At 73.5% G+C, this 20,674-nt stretch carries 21 protein-coding genes; 16 read left to right on the forward strand and 5 right to left on the reverse strand.

Features of this window, described 5'->3' with window-relative positions:
- Nucleotides 1-64 precede the first annotated feature (64 nt).
- The 14 genes from MTP13_RS08045 (at nucleotide 65) to MTP13_RS08115 (ending at nucleotide 14,355) form a co-directional block, all read left to right on the forward strand.
- Entirely contained in the window at nucleotides 65-1,657 is a 1,593-nt protein-coding gene (locus MTP13_RS08045) for an ABC transporter substrate-binding protein (protein WP_243570540.1), read from the forward strand.
- 123 nt (nucleotides 1,658-1,780) lie between these two features.
- On the forward strand, nucleotides 1,781-2,803 hold the full coding sequence (locus MTP13_RS08050) for an ABC transporter permease (protein ID WP_243570541.1): 1,023 nt from the start codon (nucleotides 1,781-1,783) through the stop codon (nucleotides 2,801-2,803).
- The gene (locus tag MTP13_RS08055; RefSeq protein ID WP_243570542.1) at nucleotides 2,800-3,708 is read left to right on the forward strand and encodes an ABC transporter permease; all 909 of its coding nucleotides are present in this window, start codon (nucleotides 2,800-2,802) and stop codon (nucleotides 3,706-3,708) included. The genes MTP13_RS08050 and MTP13_RS08055 overlap by 4 nt, the downstream gene beginning before the upstream one ends.
- The gene (locus MTP13_RS08060) at nucleotides 3,705-4,535 is read left to right on the forward strand and encodes an ABC transporter ATP-binding protein (RefSeq protein ID WP_243570543.1); all 831 of its coding nucleotides are present in this window, start codon (nucleotides 3,705-3,707) and stop codon (nucleotides 4,533-4,535) included. Before MTP13_RS08055 ends, MTP13_RS08060 begins: the two co-directional genes overlap by 4 nt.
- Entirely contained in the window at nucleotides 4,532-5,389 is an 858-nt protein-coding gene (locus MTP13_RS08065) for an ABC transporter ATP-binding protein (RefSeq protein ID WP_243570544.1), read from the forward strand. Before MTP13_RS08060 ends, MTP13_RS08065 begins: the two co-directional genes overlap by 4 nt.
- Entirely contained in the window at nucleotides 5,386-6,624 is a 1,239-nt protein-coding gene (locus tag MTP13_RS08070) for an amidohydrolase family protein (RefSeq protein WP_243570545.1), read from the forward strand. The genes MTP13_RS08065 and MTP13_RS08070 overlap by 4 nt, the downstream gene beginning before the upstream one ends.
- The gene (locus MTP13_RS08075; RefSeq protein ID WP_243570546.1) at nucleotides 6,621-8,330 is read left to right on the forward strand and encodes a DUF885 domain-containing protein; all 1,710 of its coding nucleotides are present in this window, start codon (nucleotides 6,621-6,623) and stop codon (nucleotides 8,328-8,330) included. Before MTP13_RS08070 ends, MTP13_RS08075 begins: the two co-directional genes overlap by 4 nt.
- The gene (locus MTP13_RS08080) at nucleotides 8,327-8,725 is read left to right on the forward strand and encodes a nuclear transport factor 2 family protein (RefSeq protein WP_243570547.1); all 399 of its coding nucleotides are present in this window, start codon (nucleotides 8,327-8,329) and stop codon (nucleotides 8,723-8,725) included. Before MTP13_RS08075 ends, MTP13_RS08080 begins: the two co-directional genes overlap by 4 nt.
- A gap of 13 nt (nucleotides 8,726-8,738) precedes the next feature.
- A complete protein-coding gene (locus tag MTP13_RS08085) occupies nucleotides 8,739-9,668 on the forward strand; it encodes a dihydrodipicolinate synthase family protein (protein ID WP_189083482.1) in 930 nt (309 codons plus the stop codon).
- Entirely contained in the window at nucleotides 9,665-10,870 is a 1,206-nt protein-coding gene (locus tag MTP13_RS08090; protein ID WP_243570548.1) for an NAD(P)/FAD-dependent oxidoreductase, read from the forward strand. The genes MTP13_RS08085 and MTP13_RS08090 overlap by 4 nt, the downstream gene beginning before the upstream one ends.
- Entirely contained in the window at nucleotides 10,857-11,156 is a 300-nt protein-coding gene (locus MTP13_RS08095) for a (2Fe-2S)-binding protein (RefSeq protein ID WP_243570549.1), read from the forward strand. Before MTP13_RS08090 ends, MTP13_RS08095 begins: the two co-directional genes overlap by 14 nt.
- Nucleotides 11,153-12,634, forward strand: a complete 1,482-nt coding sequence (locus MTP13_RS18200) for an FAD/NAD(P)-dependent oxidoreductase (RefSeq protein ID WP_279399770.1) — start codon at nucleotides 11,153-11,155, stop codon at nucleotides 12,632-12,634. The genes MTP13_RS08095 and MTP13_RS18200 overlap by 4 nt, the downstream gene beginning before the upstream one ends.
- Nucleotides 12,635-12,802: 168 nt before the next feature.
- Nucleotides 12,803-13,714 (forward strand): DMT family transporter, encoded by a 912-nt coding sequence (locus MTP13_RS08110; RefSeq protein WP_243570550.1) that lies wholly within the window; start codon nucleotides 12,803-12,805, stop codon nucleotides 13,712-13,714.
- Complete coding sequence (locus MTP13_RS08115) at nucleotides 13,711-14,355, forward strand: NADPH-dependent F420 reductase (protein WP_243570551.1); 645 nt, start codon at nucleotides 13,711-13,713, stop codon at nucleotides 14,353-14,355. Before MTP13_RS08110 ends, MTP13_RS08115 begins: the two co-directional genes overlap by 4 nt.
- A 54-nt stretch (nucleotides 14,356-14,409) precedes the next feature.
- Here MTP13_RS08115 and MTP13_RS08120 read toward each other — a convergent pair whose 3' ends face one another.
- From MTP13_RS08120 to MTP13_RS08135, 4 genes are all read right to left on the reverse strand, one after another.
- Entirely contained in the window at nucleotides 14,410-15,837 is a 1,428-nt protein-coding gene (locus tag MTP13_RS08120) for an NHL repeat-containing protein (RefSeq protein ID WP_243570552.1), read from the reverse strand.
- 58 nt (nucleotides 15,838-15,895) lie between these two features.
- Complete coding sequence (locus MTP13_RS08125) at nucleotides 15,896-16,699, reverse strand: alpha/beta hydrolase family protein (protein ID WP_243570553.1); 804 nt, start codon at nucleotides 16,697-16,699, stop codon at nucleotides 15,896-15,898.
- A gap of 33 nt (nucleotides 16,700-16,732) precedes the next feature.
- Nucleotides 16,733-17,020, reverse strand: a complete 288-nt coding sequence (locus MTP13_RS08130; RefSeq protein ID WP_243570554.1) for a DUF1905 domain-containing protein — start codon at nucleotides 17,018-17,020, stop codon at nucleotides 16,733-16,735.
- Nucleotides 17,021-17,209: 189 nt separating this feature from the next.
- Nucleotides 17,210-18,307 (reverse strand): hypothetical protein, encoded by a 1,098-nt coding sequence (locus MTP13_RS08135; RefSeq protein ID WP_243570555.1) that lies wholly within the window; start codon nucleotides 18,305-18,307, stop codon nucleotides 17,210-17,212.
- A gap of 84 nt (nucleotides 18,308-18,391) precedes the next feature.
- Here MTP13_RS08135 and MTP13_RS08140 point away from each other — a divergent pair, with 84 nt between their 5' ends.
- Both MTP13_RS08140 and MTP13_RS08145 read left to right on the forward strand, forming a co-directional pair.
- On the forward strand, nucleotides 18,392-18,907 hold the full coding sequence (locus tag MTP13_RS08140) for a methylated-DNA--[protein]-cysteine S-methyltransferase (protein ID WP_243570556.1): 516 nt from the start codon (nucleotides 18,392-18,394) through the stop codon (nucleotides 18,905-18,907).
- 122 nt (nucleotides 18,908-19,029) lie between these two features.
- Nucleotides 19,030-19,464 carry an Hsp20/alpha crystallin family protein gene (locus MTP13_RS08145; RefSeq protein ID WP_189083493.1) on the forward strand — a complete coding sequence of 145 codons (435 nt, stop codon included), beginning with the start codon at nucleotides 19,030-19,032 and terminating at the stop codon, nucleotides 19,462-19,464.
- Between the two features lie 78 nt (nucleotides 19,465-19,542).
- Here the strand turns inward: MTP13_RS08145 and murQ are convergent, their stop codons facing one another.
- Nucleotides 19,543-20,553, reverse strand: coding sequence for an N-acetylmuramic acid 6-phosphate etherase (gene murQ, locus MTP13_RS08150; RefSeq protein ID WP_341681528.1), 1,011 nt, complete (start codon nucleotides 20,551-20,553; stop codon nucleotides 19,543-19,545).
- Nucleotides 20,554-20,674 lie beyond the last annotated feature (121 nt).

Consider the following 20,674-nt stretch of genomic DNA (forward strand, 5'->3'; position numbering starts at 1 on the left):
TGGCAGCGAGGCTGAGCGCTCCTCCAACTCCTTCGTCACCGTCGCCGACCGGGGAAAGAAGCACATGAGATCCCTCACAGCCAAGCTCGCGGTGCCCGCCGGCGCCGTCGCCTTGACGCTCGCGCTCGCCGGATGCGCCGGAGGCAACAGCACCTCCAACGCGGGCGACCAGACGCTCACCGTCGACACCTCATTCGTCGTGAAGACACTCGACCCCGGCACAGTGTACGAGCAGACGGGCAACATCGCCGTGCACGCGCTCTACGACACCCTGGTGACGTACGAGGGTTCGGACGTCACGACCCTCCAGCCCGAGCTCGCCGAGAGCTGGGAGCAGTCGAGTGACGGCACCACCTGGACCTTCACCCTCCGCGACGACGCGGTCTTCTCGGATGGCGCCGCCGTCACCGCCGAGGACGCCGTCTTCAGCCTCAACCGACTGAAGAACCTGCAGGGCTCCGCCTCGCAGACCGTGCAGGGCCTCGACTTCGCCGCCGAGGGGGACGACACGGTCGTCGTCACCTCCGCGACGCCGAACCCCGACGTCCCGGTCATCCTCGCGATGCCCGCGGCGAGCGTGCTGAACTCGGCCGAGGCCAAGAAGCTCGGCGCGACCGACGCCGAGGACGCCGCCACGAGCGACCAGATCGGCACCCAGCTCGACACCGCCAGCCTCGGCAGCGGCCCGTACGTGCTGAAGAGCTACGACCCGAGCACGAAGATCGTGCTCACCGCGAACCCGAAGTACTGGGGCGAGCAGCCGGCCTACAGCCGCGTCGTCATCCAGAACGTCGACGTGCAGAACCAGAAGCTCACCATCTCGAAGGCCAAGGGCGACGAGATCGCGCTCGACCTCTCGGGCCCGCAGGCCGCCGAGCTGTCCGACGACCTCCAGGTCTCGGGCGTCGCCGACACCTCGTACTTCCTGAGCCTCAACCAGGACCCGGCCGTCTCGGCCGTCACCTCGAACCCGGCGTTCATCAAGGCCCTGCGCCTGACCGTCGACGGCGAGGGCCTCGCGAAGCTCTTCGGCGAGGGGGCGACCCCCGCGGCCGGCCTCGTGCCGCCCGCCTTCGCCGGCGCGCTCGACGAGTCGGAGAACCCCGTGCAGGACCTCGACGGCGCGAAGAAGCTGCTCGCCGACGCGGGCCTCAGCGACGTGAAGGTGGCGCTCGTCTACCCGGCGATCACCTACCGCGGCGTCGACCTCGGCACCATCGTCACGAAGGTGCAGCAGGACGCCAAGAAGGCCGGCATCGAGATCGAGCTCACCCCGCAGCCGATCAACGTGTTCCTGCAGTCGCAGTCCGAGGGCAAGAACGAGATCAACTTCTCGCCGAACAGCCTGAACTACCCGGCCTCGTCGTCGCTCGTGAACAACATGGCCCCCGGCGCCTCGACCTCGCTGCGCACCGGCTGGACCCTGGAGCGCGCCGACCAGTCGGCGATCGACGCCAGCAACGCCGTGACCGCGGAGCTCACCCCCGAGGGGCGCAACGAGGCCATGATCGAGTGGCAGCACGTGATGAACGAGGTCTCGCCCTACATCGCCCTGGCGAACAACGCCGGCATCGTCGTCGCGACGAGCGACCTGACCGGCGCGGACTACACGCCCGCCGGCTGGACGGTCGACCTCGCGGCGATCGCCGGCAAGTAGCCGGAACGGACCGCGGGCGCCCCTGCTCTCTTCCTGTCAGGGGCGCCCGCTTCCCCCGTCGCGCAGGCGACCCCGTCGCGCGAGCGACCACCCGTCGCCACCGCGACCCGAGACGGAGCTTCGATGCCACCCCTCCTCAAGATGATCGGCAAACGCCTGCTGAGCGCCATCGTGCTGCTCTGGGGCGTCACGGTCGTGACCTTCCTGCTCGTGAACGTCGTCCCCGGCGACGCCGCCGCGGCGAACCTCTCGCAGCAGGCCTACGACGACCCGGAGATCCGGGCCGCCTTCGAGGCCAAGTGGGGCCTCGACCAGCCGATCTGGGTGCAGTACGTGCGCTACCTCGGCAACATCCTGCAGGGCGACCTCGGCACCTCGCAGCAGACGCATCGCCCGGTCGCCGAGGACCTCAGTCAGTACGTGCCGGCGACGATCGAGATCGCGCTGCCGGCCATGGCCCTCGCCATCGTCATCGCGGTCGGCCTCGGCATGCTCGCCGCGATGCGCAAGAACCGCCCGACCGACACCGGCATCCGCAGCGCCGCGCTCGTCGGCCTCTCCACCCCGCCGTTCTGGCTCGCGCTCGTCGCGCTCTACGTCTTCTTCTACCTGCTCGGCTGGGTGCCCAACGGCGGCCGCCTCAGCAACATCTACGACCCGCCGCCCGCGGTCACCGGCATGTACACCGTCGACGCGGCCATCGCCGGCCAGTGGGACGTCTTCGGCGACGCGCTCTGGCACCTCGTGCTGCCGGTCGGCATCCTCACCGCGCTCACCGTCTCCGGCCTCCTCCGCTTCGTGCGCTCGGCCATGATCGAGGTGCTGGATGCCGAGTACATCCGCTCGGCGATCGCGAAGGGCCTGCCGCGGCGGATCATCACCTGGCGGCACGTGTTCCGCGCGGGCCTCCTGCCGGTGCTCACCGTCTCGGGCCTCATGCTCGCGTCGCTCCTCGGCGGCGCCGTGCTCGTCGAGCAGGTGCTGTCCTGGCCGGGCCTCGGCCAGTACGCCTACAAGAGCGCCATCTCGCTCGACCTGCAGGCGATCCTCGGCGTGACGCTGTTCATCGCGGTCGTCTACACCCTCATCAACCTCCTCGTCGACGTGCTCTACAGCGTCATCGACCCGAGGATCGGAGCGAAATGACCATCCTGCCCTCCGACCGGGTCGCCGTCTCGCGCGCCTCGCGCTTCCGGCGCGACCGCCTGCGCGTCGGCGGCAGCCTCGGCACAGGGTCGTTCTGGCGACCGCTCACCGTGATCTCCCTCGGCATCATCGTGGTGTGGTGCCTGCTCGCGGCCTTCGCGCCGTGGGTGGCGCCCTACGACCCGCTCGAGACCGTCGGCGACAACCTGCAGCCGCCGTCCGGCGCGCACTGGATGGGCACCGACGACCTCGGCCGCGACGTGCTCAGCCGGCTCATCTGGGGCTCGCGCCTCTCGCTGCCGCTCGCGGTCGCCATCGTCGCGTGCTCGCTCCTCGTCGGCGGCATCGTCGGCCTCGCGGCGGGCTACTTCGGCAAGGCCGTCGACAACGTCGCGATGCGGCTCGCCGACCTCGTGCTCGCGTTCCCGCAGATCATCCTCGCGATGGCCGTCGCCGCGGCCTTCGGCCCGAGCGTCGGCAACGCGGTGCTCGCGCTCGTCATCGTGTCGTGGCCGCTCTACGCGCGCATCATCCGCAGCTCGGTGCTGAGCGTCCGCGAGCAGGAGTACGTCGTCGCCGGCCGGATGCTCGGCCTGCCGACGCTGCGCTCGATCGTGAAGGACGTCATCCCGAACAGCGCGGGCCCCGCCCTCGTGATGTCGACGATCGAGCTCGGCAACGCCATCCTGATGCTCGCCGCCCTGTCGTTCCTCGGCCTCGGCCCGCGGCCCCCGGCCGCCGAGTGGGGCGCGATGATCGCGCTCGGCTCGCAGAACCTCGGCAACTGGTGGGTGAGCCTGTTCCCCGGCCTCGCCATCCTCACGATCGTGATGGCCTTCAACCTCCTGGGCGACGCCATCCAGGACCACCTCGACCCCCGGTCGCGGAATGCGAGGACGCGATGACGACCGCAGCCGACCCCCTGCTCTCCGTCGAGGGCCTCTCGGTGACCATGCCGACCCCGTCGGGGCCGGTCGAGCTCGTGCACCGCACCGACATCGAGATCGGCGAGGGCGAGATCGTCGGCCTCGCCGGCGAGAGCGGCTCGGGCAAGACGATGACCGCTTCGGCGATCATGGGCATCCTCCCGCCCGGCGCGCGCGCCGGCGGCCGGATCATGTTCGAGGGCCGCGATCTGCTCTCGCTGAGCCGCGCCGAGCTCGACACGGTGCGCGGCAACCGCATCGCGATCGTGTTCCAGGACCCCTCGGCGGCGCTGCACCCGCTCCTCACGATCGGCACGCAGCTCACCGAGCACCTGATCCACCACAAGGGCGTCACGAAGAAGCAGGCGAACGCCCGCGCGGTCGAGCTGCTCGACCTCGTGCGCATCCGCGACCCGCACCACGCGGTCAAGGCCTTCCCGCACCAGTTCTCCGGGGGCATGCGCCAGCGCGCGGCGATCGCTATCGCGCTCGCGTGCGAGCCGCGACTGCTCATCGCCGACGAGCCGACGACGGCGCTCGACGTGACCGTGCAGGCCGGCATCCTGCGGCTCTTCGACCGGCTCGCCCGGGAGACCGGGGTCTCGATGCTCTTCATCACCCACGACCTCGGCGTCATGAACTCGATCGCCGACCGCACCTACGTGTTCAAGGACGGCACGGTCGTCGAGTCGGGCGTCACCACCACGATCCTGAACGAGCCGAGCCACGAGTACACGAAGGCGCTCATCGCCTCGCGCGCGCAGTCGCTCGCCGAGGAGCGCGTGCAGCAGGAGGCCCGCCCATGACCGCCAACGTGCTCGAACTCGAGGACATCGTCGTCACCCACCGCCGCAGCGGCGGCCCGGCGGTGCAGGCCGTCCGCGGCGTCTCGCTGACCGTCGCGCCCGGCCAGGTCGTCGGGCTCGTCGGCGAGTCGGGCTGCGGCAAGTCGTCGCTCGCCCGGGTCGCCTGCGGCATCCACGCCCCGACCTCGGGCGCGGTGCGCTTCGAGGGCGCGCCGCTGGAACCGCTCCGGATGCGGCAGCGGCCCGCCGCCGACCGCAAGCTGCAGATGGTGTTCCAGAACCCCTACGCCTCGCTGAGCCCGCGCCGCACGATCGCGAGCCAGCTGCTCGACGGCGCCACGGAGCCGATCCCGCGCGAGCAGCGGGCCGCGGAGGTCGCGCGGCTGCTCGAGCTCGTCGGCCTCGACGCGGCGGCGGGCAGCCGCTACCCCTCGCAGTTCTCCGGCGGGCAGCGGCAGCGGCTCGCGATCGCCCGCGCCCTCGCCGCGAAGCCGAGCCTCGTCGTCGCCGACGAGCCGGTGACGGCGCTCGACGCCTTCTCCTCGGCGCAGATCGTGCAGCTGCTGCAGTCGCTCGTGCGCGAGCTCGGCATGGGGATGCTCTTCATCTCCCACGACCTCTCGCTCGTCCGGGCCATCGCCGACGAGACCGCGGTGATGTACGCCGGCGAGATCGTCGAGCGCGGCCCGAGCGAGCAGCTCTGGGAGCGGCCGACGCATCCCTACACGAAGACCCTCATCGCCGCGATCCCCGAGATCGGACCCGTCAAGAAGCTGCCGGGCCTCGACGAGGACGTCGTCGAACCGGCAGCGGCCGGCGTCGACGCGGCAGCCACGAACGGAGCATCAGCATGACCAACACGACCACCGCCCCCACCCTGCTCGTCGGGGCCCGGATCTTCACCGGCGCGGACGCCGAGCTCCTCGACGGCGCCGCGGTGCTCGTGGCCGCCGACGGCCGCATCGCGGCGGTCGGCCCCGAGACGGAGCTGCGCGCCCGTCCCGACGCCGCCGACGCCCGCGTCGTCGAGCTCGCCGGCCGGGTGCTCAGCCCCGGTCTCGTGAACATGCACGTGCACCTCGGCCTCGCCCTGCCGGGTACGGCGGGCGCCGCGATCGCGAGCAAGTCCGACCCCGACCTGCTCCTCGTGATGGCCGACGGCGCCAAGCGCACGCTGCACGCGGGCGTCACGACCACCCGCCTCGTCGGCGAGAGCCGCTACCTCGACTTCGCGCTGCGCCGCGGTATCGACGCGGGCATCGTGCCGGGCCCGCGCATCTTCACCGCCGGCCACGCGCTGTGCTGCACGGGCGGCCACGGTTGGGACTCCGACGCCCTCGAGGGCGACGGCGCCGACGAGCTGCGCCGGCTCGCCCGGCTGCAGATCCGGCACGGCGCCGACCTCATCAAGGTCTGCATCTCGGGCGGCATCGCCGGCGAGCACGAGCAGATCGACACCCCGCAGCTCACCGACGAGGAGATGGCCTCGATCATCCAGGTCGCGCACGACTGGGGCCGCAAGGTCACCGCGCACGTCGGCCCCTCGGAGACGCTGCGCCGCGCGATCGAGCTCGGCCTCGACTGCGTCGAGCACGGCTACCAGCTCACCCGCGAGATCACCGAGCTCATGGCGGAGCGCGGCGTCTGGTACGTGCCGACCATCACGGTGAGCCGCTGCGAGGAGTTCTTCGACGCGCAGGGCGTGCCCGCCTGGATGAAGGAGCGCGCCCTCGGTGCGGGCCCCCGGCACTGGGAGAGCCTGCAGCACGCCATCGCGAGCGGCGTGCCGATCGCGATGGGCACGGACATGCCTCCGGCGGCCGACTTCGACGGCACGACGGCCACGGTCCGCGAGATGGAGTTCATGGTGGAGGCCGGGATGACGGACCTCGACGTGATGCGCTCGGCCACCGGGCGGGCGGCGGAGCTCCTCGGCGCGCCCGGCATCGGCGTCATCGAGCCCGGCGCCCACGCCGACTTCATCGTCACGGACGACGACCCGACGCGCGACGTCTCCGCGCTGCGCGGCATCGACTGGGTCATGAAGGACGGCGTCGTCGTGCGCGACGACCGGGCCGGCGCCCGATGACGGGTCGCGCCACCGTCCGGTCCGTCGCCGACGCGCACCTCGCGGCGCTCGCCGAGCACGAGCCCGCCGCGGCGCAGGCGCTCGGCCGCGACGCCGCCGCGCGCCTCGCGGACTACGGCCCCGAGTGGGCGGAGGAGCGCCGGGCGCTGCTCGGCCGCACCGCCGCCGCCCTGGCCGCGCTGCCCGCCGAGGAGCGCGCCGCCGACGCCGCCCTCGACGCCGCGCTCGCGGAGCGCGCCGCGAGCGAGGCTGAGCTCTTCGACACGGGCTTCACCGCGCGGCTGCTGGCCCCGCTCGCCTCGCCCGTGCAGGAGATCCGGGAGCGCTTCGACGACGTCACCGTCACCGACGACGAGGCGGGCGACGCGGTCATCGAACGGCTCGCCGCCGTCGAACCCGCGATCGCCCAGCTCCGCCGCCGCCTCGAGTGGGCGCGCGACGCGGGACGCGCCGGCCGGTTCAGCGGCTCGGGGGTCGCTGCGGCGCGTCAGCTCGAGGTCGTCGCGGGTCAGATCGACACCTGGATCGACCCGGCGGGACTCGACTACTTCTCCCGCATCTCGGCCGCACCGCTGAGCGCGCCGCGCGCCGCGGCCCTCGCGCGGGCCGGCGAGCGGGCGACGCGCGCCTTCGGCGAGCTGAGCGGATGGCTCCGCACCGAGCTGCTGCCGAGCGCGCCCGTCGAGGACGCCGTCGGCGAGCACGTCTACCGGCAGACCGCGCAGAGCTTCCTCGGCACCCGGCTCGACCTCGACGAGGTCTACGACTACGGCTGGTCGGAGCTCGAGCGGCTCCTCGGCGAGGCCCGGCGCCTCGCCGCGATCGTGCTGGGCGGCGCAAGCCCCGACGGCACCGAGGCGGTGCGCGCCGCGGCGCGCCTGCTCGACGCCGACCCGCGGTACCGGGTCGCGGGGCACGAGCGCATCGTCGCCTGGCTGCAGGACCGCCTCGAGGACACCTTCGCCCGCGTCGACGGCGTCGCCTTCGACCTGCCCCGGGCCATCCGCGAGGTCGACGTCGTCGTGCCGACCGCCGCGAGCGGGGTCGTCTACTACACCCCGGGCGCCCCGGACGGCTCCGTGCGCAGCAAGATCGTCTGGACCATCCCCGAGGGCGCCGAGGCGATCGGCACCTGGCAGGAGGTCACGAGCTTCCACCACGAGGGCGTTCCCGGGCACCACCTCGAGCACACGATCAACCGCAGCAACGCGGGCCTGCACCCGTGGCAGCGCTACCTCTGCGAGATCCACGGCTATGCCGAGGGCTGGGCGCACTACTCCGAGCAGCTTTCCGACTCGATCGGCCTGCTGCGCGACTCCGCCGAGCAGCTCGGGATGGTGCTCGGCCAGATCTGGCGCGCGGTGCGGATCGTCGTCGACCTCGGCCTGCACACCGGCCGCGAGCTGCGGCCGAACCCGCTCGGCGCGACCGGCCCGTGGACGCCCGAGCTCGGTCGCCGCTTCCTCGCCGAACTCGCCCTCGTCGACCCCAGGACGGCCGGCTTCGAGGTCGACCGCTACCTCGCCTGGCCGGGGCAGGCGCTCGCCTTCAAGGTCGGCGCGAAGCTCTGGACCGAGGCGCGGGCGACCGCCGAGGCATCCGGGATCGCCGCGAAGGACTTCCACCACCGAGCGCTGTCCTACGGCCCCATGGGCCTCGGACCGCTCCAGCACCTGCTCACCACCGAATCGACGGACCGACCATGACCTCTGCCTCCCTCGACGACTTCGTCGTCGCCCTCTACCGCGAACTCGGCGACCGCGCCGCCTTCGACGCCCGCCTCGACCCCGCGGTGACCGTGTGGGAGACGCCGTGGCCGACCCTCATGCGCGGCATCGCCGAGCTCGACGAACTGCGCGGCCCCGCCGTCGCGCCCGAGGACCGCGCCGAGCCGCTGCCCGAGGTGCGCCCCGTCGAGATCGTCAGCGACGACTTCGGCGCCGGCACCGGTCTCGTGCGCTACGTGCTCGAGGTGCGCGACCCCGCCGACGGCCGGCTGCTCGAACGGGTGCGGGTGACCGACGTGCTCCGCCACGGCGACGAGGGCTGGCGCATCGTGCACCACCACGCGCAGGACCTGCCCGCCGACGGCGCGAACTGAGAGGACGAGGAAGATGGATCGCACGAGCGTCGACTGGCACGGCTACATCCCGGCCATCACGACCCCGTTCACCCGGGACGGCGACTTCGACGTCGCCGCCTTCGAGGGGCAGATGGGCTGGCTCGCCGACGAGGGCATGCACGGCGTCATCCTCGCCGGGACCTCGGGTGAATGGTTCAGCCTGAACGAGGACGAGCGGGCCGAGCTGTTCGCGCAGGGCGCCCGGCTCGGCGCCGGCATGCGCGTGCTCGGCGGCTGCAACGCCTTCACCGCGGCCGAGGCGATCCGGCACGCCCGCGCCGCCGAGCGGGCCGGGCTCGACGGCATCCTGCTCACCCCGCCGCCCTACCTCGTGCCGAGCCGCGCCGAGATCGTCGAGTTCTACCGAGAGGTCGCCGCCGGCACCGAGCTGCCGATCTGCGTCTACAACTGGCCCCGCGGCTGCATCGTCGACCTCGACGTGGACACCCTCGGCGAACTCGCCGAGATCGACAACGTCGTGGCGATCAAGAACTCCACGGGCAACTTCGCCGGCTTCCTCGCGGGCCTGTACGCCCTCGGCGACCGGGTGCGCTACTTCGGCATCCCGACGAGCGAGCTCGGCGCCGACCTCGCCGCCCTCGGCCGCGGCGACGGTCTGATGGGCTCCGGCGCCCCGCTCGGTCGCGACCACCCGGACTTCTGGAACGCGCTCGCCGCCGGCGAGCGCGAGCGCGCCATCGAGCTCGGCGCCCGCGACCGGGTCGTCATGACCCGGTGGTTCGGCCCCGACTACGGCGCGAAGTTCGGCAACCAGCAGGCGATCATGAAAACGGCGCTGCGCCTCCGCGGCGTCTCGGCCGGCTATGTCCGGCGCCCCCTCCTCGAGCTCGACGACGCGCAGGTCTCGATCGTCCGCTCGACCCTCGAGGACCTGGGGATCGCGACCGTTCCACTCTCGTGAGCGAGCGATACGACAGCATCGTCGTCGGCGGCGGACTGCTCGGCGCCGCGCTCGCCTGGATGCTCGCCCGCGAGGGCGCCCGGGTGGCGCTCCTCGAGCGCGACCAGCTGAACCAGCACGCCTCCGGCCAGAACGCGGGCAGCCTGCACTTCCAGCTCGAGTACCGCATGGTCGAGCACGGCTGGGAGTCCGCGCGCACCGCCGCCGAGGCGATGCCGCTGCACCTCGAGGCCGCCCGCGAGTGGGCGGCGCTCGGCGACGAGCTCGGCGAATCGCTCGGGGTCGCCCAGCAGGGCGGCTTCATGCTCGCCGAGACGGCCGAGCAGGTGGAGGTGCTGCGGCGCAAGACCGCGCTGGAGCAGGAGTGGGGCCTCGACGTGCGCCTCCTCGACGGCGAGGAGGCCCGCCGCCTCGCCCCGTACCTCTCCGACTCGGTGCTCGCCGCCGCGTTCTGCCCGCTCGAGGGGAAGGCCGACACCCGCATCGCCGGCCCGGCGCTCGCCCGCGGCGCCCTGCGGCTCGGCGCCGAGGTGCGCACCCGCACCGAGGTCGTCGACCTGGTGCCCGCCGGCTCCGGCTGGGCGGTGCACGCGGTCGAGCGCAGCGACGCGGGGGAGCGGATGCTCCGCCTGGAGGCCGATACGGTGATGCTCGCCGCCGGGGTGTGGACGACCCGGCTCGGGCAGCTGCTCGACGTCTCGCTGCCGACCATCCCGCTCGCGCTCATGATGAGCGTCAGCGCCCCGACCGCGCCGTTCGTGCCGCACCTCGTGCAGCACGCCGGCACGAAGCTCTCCCTGAAGCAGACCGGCAACGGCACCGTGCTCATCGGCGGCGGCTGGCCCGCCCGCCTGCCCCTCGCCGCGGACGGCACCCCCGAGCTGGATCGCCGGCCGACGCTGCTGCAGTCCTCCCTCGTCGGCAACGCCGCCGCCGCGATCGGCGTCGTGCCGCGCACCGCCTCGCTGCCGATCGTGCGCAGCTGGGTCGGCACGACGACTGTGACCCCCGACCAGTTGCCGCTCGTCGGGCAGGTGCCCGGCCGGCCCGGGGTGTTCGTCGCGACGGGCGGCTCGGCCTTCACCCTCGGGCCGAGCTTCGCGCGCTCGCTCATCGCCCTCGCCGACGGGCGGCCGCCCGGGATCGATCTGCACCCCTACGACCCCGCACGATTCGAAAGGCTGAGCCATGCCCGACGCTGAGGCCACGAGCGGGCGCGCCGCGCGCCTGCCTTCGGAGCGGGGCGAGCCCGCGGAGATCACCGTCGACGGCCGCCCCGTCGGCTGCTTCGCCGGCGAGACCGTCGCCACGGCGATGCTCGCCGCCGGGGTGCCCGCGTTCTCGCACCGCAACGGCGAGCCGCGCATCCCGCTGTGCAACATGGGCACCTGCTTCGAGTGCGGCGTGACCGTCGACGGCGTGCCGTTGACCCGCTCCTGCCTCACCACCGTGCGCGACGGCATGCGCGTCGAGACGAGCGAACGATGACCGCCGCCCACGACCTCGTCGTCGTCGGGGCCGGTCCCGCGGGTGCCGCGGCCGCGCTCGCCGCCGCCGACGCCGGCCTCGACGTGCTCGTCGTCGACGAGCAGCGCGCCGCGGGCGGGCAGATTTTCCGCACCACGCCGCCGGAGTTCGGCGGGCGGCGGAAGCTGCCGACCGGCTACCCGTGGGCCGGGGAGCTCCTCGACCGCGCGCGCTCGCACCCGGGCATCGCCTGGCGGCACGGTGCGACCGTGTTCGGCATTCTCCCGGTCGCGGTGGATGCCGCGGCTGGCGCGGATGCCTCGGCGGGGCCCGGCTCGGCGGGCTTCGACGTGCTGACGAGCGATCCGGCCGATCCCGCCCGCTCCGGCCGCGTGCGTGCGCGACGGGTGCTCATCGCCTCCGGCGCCTACGACATGCCCGTCGCGATCCCGGGCTGGACGCTGCCGGGCGTGATGATGGCGGGCGCGGTGCAGGGCTTCCTGAAGTCGCAGCGGCTGCGCGTCGCCGACCGCGTGGTGCTGGCCGGCTCCCACCCGCTCCTCCTGATCGTCGCCGACCAGCTGCTCGCGGCCGGCGCGCGGATCGAGGAGGTCGCGATCGCCCGAGGCCTCCCCTCACCCGTCGAGCTGCTGCGGGCGCTTCCTGCGGTGCCCGGCCACGTGCGCCTCCTCGGCGAACTGGCCGGCTGCGTGCTGCGGCTGCTGCGGGCGGGCGTGCGGATCTCGACCGGCACGGTGCCGACCGAGGTGCTCGGCGACGGCCGCGTGCAGGGGGTGCGCCTCGCCCGTGCCGACCGCGGCTGGCGGCAGACCGGGCCGGCGCGCACGGTCGACGCGGACGCGCTCGTGCTCGGCTACGGCTTCCACCCCTCGACCGAGCTCGCCCGTCAGCTCGGCTGCGGACTCGACTGGGACTCGGCGCAGGGCGGTTGGATCGTCCGCCACGACGCGCAGCTCGAGACGACCGTCGCCGGCGTGCACGTCGCGGGGGAGCCGAGCGGCGTCGCCGGGGCCGAGCAGTCCCGCGCCGAGGGGGAGCTCGCCGGCCTCACGATCGCCGCGGCCCTCGGCCGCCCCGTGCCCGAGCGCGCGCTCGCCGGCGCTCGTCGGCGCATCCGCTCGGCCTCGCGCTTCTCCGGCGTGGTGCAGCGGATGTTCGCGCCGCGCCGCGAGGCCCTGCTCGAACTCGCGACGCCCGCGACGGAGATCTGCCGCTGCGAGACGGTGACGCGGGGCACGATCGACGGCTTCCTCGACGAGAACCCCTTCGCCGGCACCGCGGATGCCGTGAAGCTCGCCTGCCGCAGCGGCATGGGCCCGTGCCAGGGGCGGTACTGCGAATCGGCGGTGGCCGGCCTGGTCGCGAAGGCGCGCGGCACCGGCGTCGGGCAGGCCGGGCGCTTCGCTGCGCACATCCCGGTGAAGCCGGTGCCGCTGCAGGCCTACGTCGCCCTCGCCGACGACCCCCCGGCTCTCTGAGCGAACCATCCACCGCGGCAAGCCGTCAGTATTTGTGGGTGCCGGCGCGGACGCACCCGCAACTATTGACGGCAAGCCGGCCGGATCCCACCCCGAGGTGGCCGGATGTCGCGGGAGGACGGCAGCCACGCCCGCGCGCGCCGGCCCCCGAGGCTGCAGAATGGGCGGGTGACTCGCCGGGGGATCCTCCTGTTCGCCGCGCTCGGGATCGCGTGGGGCATCCCCTACCTGTTCATCAAGGTGGCGGTGTCGGAACTCGACCCCGGCATGGTCGTGCTCGCGCGCTCGGGCCTCGCGGCCATCCTGTTGCTGCCGCTCGCGCTCTTCCGGCACCAGGTCTGGCCGGTGCTGAAGCGGTGGAAGCCGATGCTCGCGTACACCCTCGTCGAGATCGTGTTCCCCTGGTACTTCCTGAGCTCCGCCGAGCAGCACCTGCCGAGCTCGACCGCCGGGCTCCTGCTCGCGGCGGTCCCGCTCGCCGGCGTCGCGATCGCCTTCCTGATGGGTCGCCCGGAGCGCCTCTCGGGGGTGAACTGGCTCGGCATCCTGCTCGGCATGCTCGGCGTCGCCGCGCTCGTCGGCCTCGACGTCGCGGGCTCCGACCTCTTCGCCGTCGCCGAGATGGGCGTGGTCGTCGTGGGCTACGCGCTCGGCCCCGCCATCCTCGCCCGCTGGATGTCCGACCTGCCGGGCGTCGGCATCGTCGCCGTCTCGCTCGCTGGGGCCGCCGTCGTGTTCGTGCCGTTCGTGCTGCTCACCGGCGGGGTGCCGACGAGCTGGCCCTCACCGCAGGTCATCGTGGCCGTGCTCGTGCTCGCCGTGGTCTGCAGCGCGCTCGCGTTCCTGCTGATGGTCGGGCTCATCGCCGAGATCGGCCCGGTGAAGGCGACCACGATCACCTACGTGAACCCGGCCGTCGCGATCGTCGCGGGTGTGCTGGTGCTGGGCGAGCGGGTCACGGTGTGGACGGTCGTCGGCTTCGTCCTCGTGCTGCTCGGCTCCTATCTCGTCACCCGACATCGCCGGGATGACGCGATCGGGGAAGCAATCGCCCCGCCCGAGCGTTCCTCCTCTGCATGACGACCCTCGGAATCATCGGTGCAGGACACATCGGCAGCCAGATCGCGCGAGCGGCGGTGGCGAACGGCTACGAGGTCGTGATCGCCAACTCGCGCGGTCCGGAGACGCTCGCGGAGCTCGTGGCCGAACTCGGCCCGCAGGCGCGCGCGGCGACCGCGGAAGAGGCGGCGGCGGCCGCAGACCTCGCGGTCGTGACGGTGCCGTTCAAGGCCTACCCGGCGGTGCCGGTCGAGCCGCTCGCCGGCAAGATCGTGATCGATACGAACAACTACTACTGGGAGCGCGACGGGCACGTGCCCGCGCTCGACGAGGGGCGCGACACCGTCAGCGGCATGCTCCAGGCGCACCTGCCGACGAGCCGCGTCGCGAAGGGCTTCAACCACATCACCGCCGCCGACATCACCACCGAGGGTCGCCCGGCGGGTGCGCCGGGTCGCCGCGCGCTCGCCACGGCGAGCGATCACGAGGATGCCGCGGCCGCCGTCGCCCGCCTCTACGACGAGTTCGGCTACGACACCGTGAACGTCGGGCCGCTCGCGGAGAGCTGGCGGGTCGAGCGCGACCAGCCCGCGTACTCGGCCGGGGCGCAGACCCGCGACGAGCTCGTCGCGAACCTCGCGAAGGCCGAGCGCGCCGCGTAGCCGCGCCGTCGCGACGCAGAGCCGCGCCCGCGCACGGGGGCCCTCCCGGGTGCTTCAGTCGCGCTGCGGCGCGGCCAGGATGACGAGCGGTGACGTCGGGAAGGCGATCGTCTGATTGCTCTCGAAGGCGAGCACGACGGCCTCGTCGACGACCCGCGCCGTGACGCCGGTTTCGCCGAAGAGCCCCGAGGGGATCTGCCAGGTCTCGGTGCTCTCGCCGGTCTCCCGGTCGATGCGGTTCAGCGCGGCGTCGCCGTTCACGAGGCCGATGCTCAGCGCGTAGAGCTGCCCGTCGGTGCCCACGCTGACGTCCTGCACGGTCGCGGTGAACGGTGCGGGCGGCGTCGTGCGCCAACGCTCCTGGCCCGTGACGAGGTCGTAGCCGACGACGTCGAGCGAGCCGCCGTCCGGCCCCGTCGCGCCGGTGACGAGCAGATCGCCGACGACCTCGTAGGCGCCGTGGCCGTCCGCGAGCCCCGCCGCGAACTCGACCGGCGTGGTCGGCGAGATGGGCGCCGGCATGCGCCCGGTCTCGGGATCGAGGCGGCCGAGCACCGCGCTGCCGTCGGCGAGCTCGGCGATGGCGAGCGCGCCCGGTTCGCGGTCGTCGACGACGAGGAACGGGTCGGCTGCGTCGAGCTCGCCGACGCCGAGCGTGGCGTTGCCGTCGATGGTGTCGCCGAACTTCCAGACCACCTCGGCCTCGGCGCCATCGACCCGGATGCCGTACACGTCGGCGGCGGGCGCGTCGCCGATCAGCTCGCCGTGCAGCAGGGTCGTGACGAGCAGCCCGGATTCGGGATCGACGGCGAGCGAGCTCACGTGCGCGCGCCCGCCCTGGTCGTCGGTGAAGGCGCCGAGCTCGGCGGAATCGAGCACGCCCTCGGGCTCGGCCGTCTTCGGGTCGAGAAAGCCCAGGCCATGGAACGAGGTGACGAACCACAGTCGGCCGTCGACGGCCGCGGTGCCGGTGACCTGCTCGTAGCTCTTGGTGCCCTGGTATTCCGCGGTGACGAACTCGAAGCCGTCGACCGCCTCGCCGCTCTCGAGGTCGTAGACGACGAAGCGCGAGCAGGGCCCGCCGCCCTCGATGCCAGTGAGCAGCACGAGCCGCTCCTCGGAGAGGAAGTACGGCGCGTCGCACGGACCCCAGTCGGTCGGCCCGCCGGACGCGGACCAGGCCTCCTCGAGCGTGGCCCGGTCGAAGACGGTGAGCGTGCCGTCTGGCGGGGAGACGACGGCGATCCACTTCTCGGAAACGGAGATGCCGGGCTGCAGGATCGGGCTCGTGCTGCGGTCGACGTCGGCGAGCTGCGGCGCCTGGTACACCACCTCGAGCTCACCGGCCGGGAGCTGGGGCGTGGTCGTCGCGGTCGGAGGCGCGCTCGGAGCCGGGCTCGCCGCGGGCGGCGCGGTGCACGCGGTGAGTGCGGCGAGTGCGAGCGCGCACGTGGCGAGTGCGGCGGTGCGAAGCTTCGACATGGTCCCCCCGGTCTGGCATCCCCGGTGCTGACGGCTCCACTGTAGCCCGTCCGGGGGATCAGCGGGCGAGCACCGCGCCCAGCCAGTCGACCACGATCCGGTCGTAGGCGCGGGCGGCGTCGGTCTGCGGCGCGGGCTCGGTGCCCGGCCATTCGGCGAGGGCGTGCTCGACGCCCGGCACGTAGCGCACTTCGGCGAGCTCGAGCCGCTTGAACGCGCGCACCGCGTCGAGGAAGGGCGCTTCGTCGGCATCGCCCTCGACGACGAGCAGGGGCGTGCCGAGCTGGCGGAGCTCGTCGGCGCGGGCCACGAAGTCCATGCGGGCGGCGACGGCGCTCGAGGCATCCGTCCAACGATAGGGCTCGGGCAGGAACTCGGCCATCGCGTCGATCATGGGCCGCAGCCGCAGCATCGGGTTCACCAGGACGGTGGCGCGCAGGCCGAGCGCCGCGCCGTGGGCGACGGCGACCTCGGCGGCGACGGACGCGCCCGCGGAGCCGCCGAGCGCGACGAGCGGAGCCGAGCGGCTCGCGCCGAGCCGCTGCCGGATCTCGGCGAACGCGGCGGGGAACTCGGCCTGCGCCTGCTCGTGCATGGGGCCGAAGAACTCGGTGACCAGGTCGATGCCGCTGTCGAGCAGCGCCTCGAAGTCGTCGTGCACGGCGCGCGCACCGCTGAGCGGCAGGCCGAGGTACATGACGTGCGCGTCGAACCCGGCGAGCGGGAGCGCGGCGGCCATGGCCGCCGGCGTGTTCGGCGGGTCGAGCAGGTGCCAGGCGACGACGACGGGGGCGTCGGGATGCGTCGCCGCGCGCGCCGTGTAGGGGACCCCGCCGCTCGTCGTACCCGAGATCTCGTCCATGGAGGCGACGCTACCCGCGCCCGCAGACACCCCTCAACCGTCGTGCACGTCGAGCGAGACGAGGACGGTGTCGCCCTCGCCCACCTGCTCGGCGCGGAGCACCGCCCGCTTCAACGGCAGCACGTAGACCCCGCCGCTCGGGAAGATCGAGGTGCTCCAGGTGCTGCCGCCGAGCGAGACCGTGACCTTGACGGCCCCGAAGCCGCGGGGCATGCGCGGCTGCTCGGAGATGTCGGCGCTCGGCTCGGGCGGCACATCGACGAAGAACCAGTTGCGCCGGGCCGCCCACTCGTAGATCTCGGCCTCGAATCGGATGCGCATGCGCCGAGCGTAACGCCCGCCGCCGACGCTCGCCCGGCCTGCATGCGCCGCGCTCGCCCGCCCGCGGTGCGCTCGGTCGCCGCGCTCGGCTTGCGGTGCGAGTCGCACGACGGATGCCGCGCTGCGCCACTCCGCCCGGCGCGCCGGGCCGATCGTCGTGCACCTCGCAGCCTGCGACACCTGACGGGCCTACTGCGCGGCGGCGAGGATCTCCCGGTGCAGGGCGAGCAGCCCGGCGGTGCGCTCGGCGGGCCCGCGGCCGAAACCGCACTCGGTGCCGATGCCGAACTCGGCGACGCCCGCAGCGGCCAGCGCTTCGCGCGCGGGGACGAGGCGGGCGAGCGCGCCGTCGACCCCGTCCTCGTGGTGCACGAGTCCGAGGAACGGGGTCGTCGCGGCGGGCAGCGCCCAGCCGGCGAGCGGGGCCGCGTAGGCGGCATCCGTCCGCTCGATCGGCACCGGCAGGTGCACCCAGTCGATGCGCCGGGCGACGGCCGTGCCGAGCGCGTTGGCGACGGCGACGAGGCGCCCGGCGTCCTGCGGCTCGACGAAGTGCTTCTCGCCGACGTCGCCGTAGCAGAGGTGGAAGCCGAGCTCGGCGCCCGCCGGCACGGCGTCGGCGAGTCCCGCGACGAGCTGCGCGACCTCGGCGGCGAGGGCGTCGGCATCCGCACCCTCCGCTGCCGCGAAGAAGGCCTCGAGCGGCCCGCCGCCGAGGCTGATGCCCTCGAGGTAGGCGAACTCGGTGGCGAGGTCGAGCTGCACCGCGAGGTCTTCCGCGGGGATGGCGGCGGCGATCGCGCGGAGCTCCGCGACGAGCGCCGCGGCGTAGGCCGGATACACGGCGGCCCGGTCGGCCGGGGCGACGAAGCTCGTCACCGGGGCGAGCGGCGAGGGCAGGCAGACCTGGAAGCGGGTGCCCGCGGGGATGACGTCCGCTTCCCGCAACCGCACGAATTCGGCGTGGCTCTCGACCGCGGCGGCGGCGTAGCCGAGCGGGCCGAAGACGAGCTCGGCGGCCGGCACGGTGCCGTCGAGGAGGAGGGGCCGCAGGTCGAAGCCGGCGACGACGATCGGGTCGATCGGCGCGCGCACGAGTCCGGCGACGCGGTCGAACGCGGCGCCCTGGAAGAGGATCCAGTGGAAGCGTTCGCCGACCTCGCCGTCGGGGATCCGTGGCAGCGCCGCCCCGAGTTCGCCCGCGGCGAGCCGGAACACCGCCTCGGCGGTGGGCTGGTTGACGGATCCGACGAGGTGCGCGCCGGCGACGCGGGGGAGCTGAGGCATCCGCTCAGCCTAGTCCGGCGCAGAGGTCCGAAATCCGCTGCTCGATCGGGCCCTCGGCGGTTTCGACGCGGCGAGAATGGGGGCATGACCCGCCGCCACGCCACCCTGCCGACCGCGCTCGGCGAGCTGCTCGTCGTCGCGGATGCGGGCGGGATCGCCGGGCTCTACTTCCCGGCCCACTGGCACCCGCCTGCCGCGGGCTCGCTGGGCGCGGCGGTGGATGCCGCGGCCGACCCCCTGCTGACGGAGCTCGCGCGGCAGCTCGACGACTACCTCGCCGGGCGGCGCCGCGACTTCGACGTGCCGATGGACCCGGCCGGCGGCGACGAGTTCGAGCACCGGGTCTGGGCGATGCTGCGGGAGATCCCGTTCGGGGTGACCACGACGTACGGCGAGCTCGCGCTCCGGCTCGGCGACCGGAATCTGGCCCGCATGGTCGGGCGCGCGGTCGGGCACAACCCGATCAGCATCCTGGTGCCGTGCCACCGGGTCGTCGGCGCCGACGGCTCGCTCACGGGCTATGCGGGCGGGCTCGAGCGCAAGCGCACGCTGCTCGAGCTCGAGGGCGCCGAGGTGGTGGCGCAGCGGCGGCTGTTCTGAGCCGCCTCGGCGTTGGCACTCTCCTGGGTCGAGTGCTAATCTGGCGGTGTTGAGTCGATGCGACTCAACTCTGAAACCTCGGGCCGCCTACCCGCGGCCCGCACGAGTGAGAGGAGACGCTCATGGCACTGACCTGGGACCCGTTCCGCGACCTCGACCGGCTCGCGGCGACCATGCTCGACTCGCGGCAGGGGCCGCGCATGATGCCGATCGATCTGCATCGCGACGGCGATCACTACGTGCTCTCCGCCGATCTCCCCGGCGTCGACCCGGGCTCGATCGACATCGACATCGACGGCCAGCTGCTGACCATCCGCGCCGAGCGCACGCTCCGCGGCGACGAGGGGGTGAAGTGGCTCGCGCACGAGCGACCGAGCGGCTCGTTCCTCCGGCAGCTCAGCGTCGGCGAGGGCATCGACACCGCATCGATCAGCGCGCACTACGACAACGGCGTGCTGAGCGTGCTCCTGCCGGTCTCCGAGCGCGCGAAGCCGCGCAAGGTCGAGGTCCGACAGGCGGCTGGCGCGGATGCGCCCAAGGAGGTCGCGGCGAGCTGAGCCGCGAGCGGCGAGCTGGCCGTGGCGAGACGGTGAGCGGGGCGGTGCGCACGGCGCGCCGCCCCGCTCCGTCTGCGCTCAGGCGGCCGAGTTCGCGGCGATCGCCGCGCGGAGCACGCCGTCGGCCGCGTCGAGGGCGGCCGGGGCGGCCGCTGCGGGCAGGCCGGTGCGGAGCACGAGGATCGCCTGCTTCACCGAGCCGCCCACGGCGGAGAGCGCCTCGCTCGCCGTGTCGGCGTCGACCTCTGCGAGTGCCATGATGGTGCGCACCGAGCGCGCGTGCAGCTTGCGGTTCGTGGCCTGCAGATCGACCATGATGCCCTGGTAGGTCTTGCCGAGCTTGATCATCGAGATCGTCGTCAGCATGTTCGCGACGAGCTTCTGGGCGGTGCCCGACTTCAGGCGGGTGGATCCGGCGACGAACTCTGGGCCCACGACGACGTCGATCGCGATGTCGGCGATGGCGCCGATGGCGGAGGGGGCGTTCGAGGCGATCGCGATGGTGAGGGCCCCGTGCTCGCGCGCGTAGCGGAGTCCACCGACGGCGTAGGGCGTGCGGCCGGAGGCGGAGATGCCGACGACGACGTCGGCGGGGCCGACGGCCAGCGCCGCGAGCTGCGCGGGTGCGCCGTCCTCGTCGTCCTCGGCGTTCTCGACGGCCTCGCGGATGGCGGTGTCGCCGCCCGCGATGAGGCCGACGATGAGCGCGGGGTCGGTGCCGAAGGTGGGCGGGCACTCGCTCGCGTCGAGCACGCCGATGCGGCCCGCCGTTCCTGCGCCCAGGTAGACGAGGCGCCCGCCGCGGCGCATCCGCTCGACGATGCCGTCGATCGCCCTGGTGATCTCGGGCGCCCGCGCCGCGACGGCCTCCGGCACCCGGCGGTCCTCCGCGTTCATCGCGAGCACGAGCTCCTCGGTGCCGAGCAGGTCGAGGTCGCCGCGCTGCTCCGCCTGCTCGGTCGTGAGCGTGGCGAGCTCGTCCATCAGCGCCTCGAGCTCGTCGGCGCCCAGAACGGGCTCGCTGCGGTCGGCCGCCGGTGACTGGGGCATGACAGGCTCCTGGAGGGTCGGGCCGATGCGCTCGGCCATGTAAAGAGTCTACGGTGGATGCGCAATCAATGTAACTGATTTTCGAGACGCGCAGCGCTCCGGGCGCCGAGCCGGGGTCGCGGCGGGCATACTTGGAGCGACCGACCGGCCGAGACGGGGG

The sequence above is a fragment of the Agromyces soli genome, from assembly GCF_022811605.1.
GTDB lineage: Bacteria > Actinomycetota > Actinomycetes > Actinomycetales > Microbacteriaceae > Agromyces > Agromyces soli.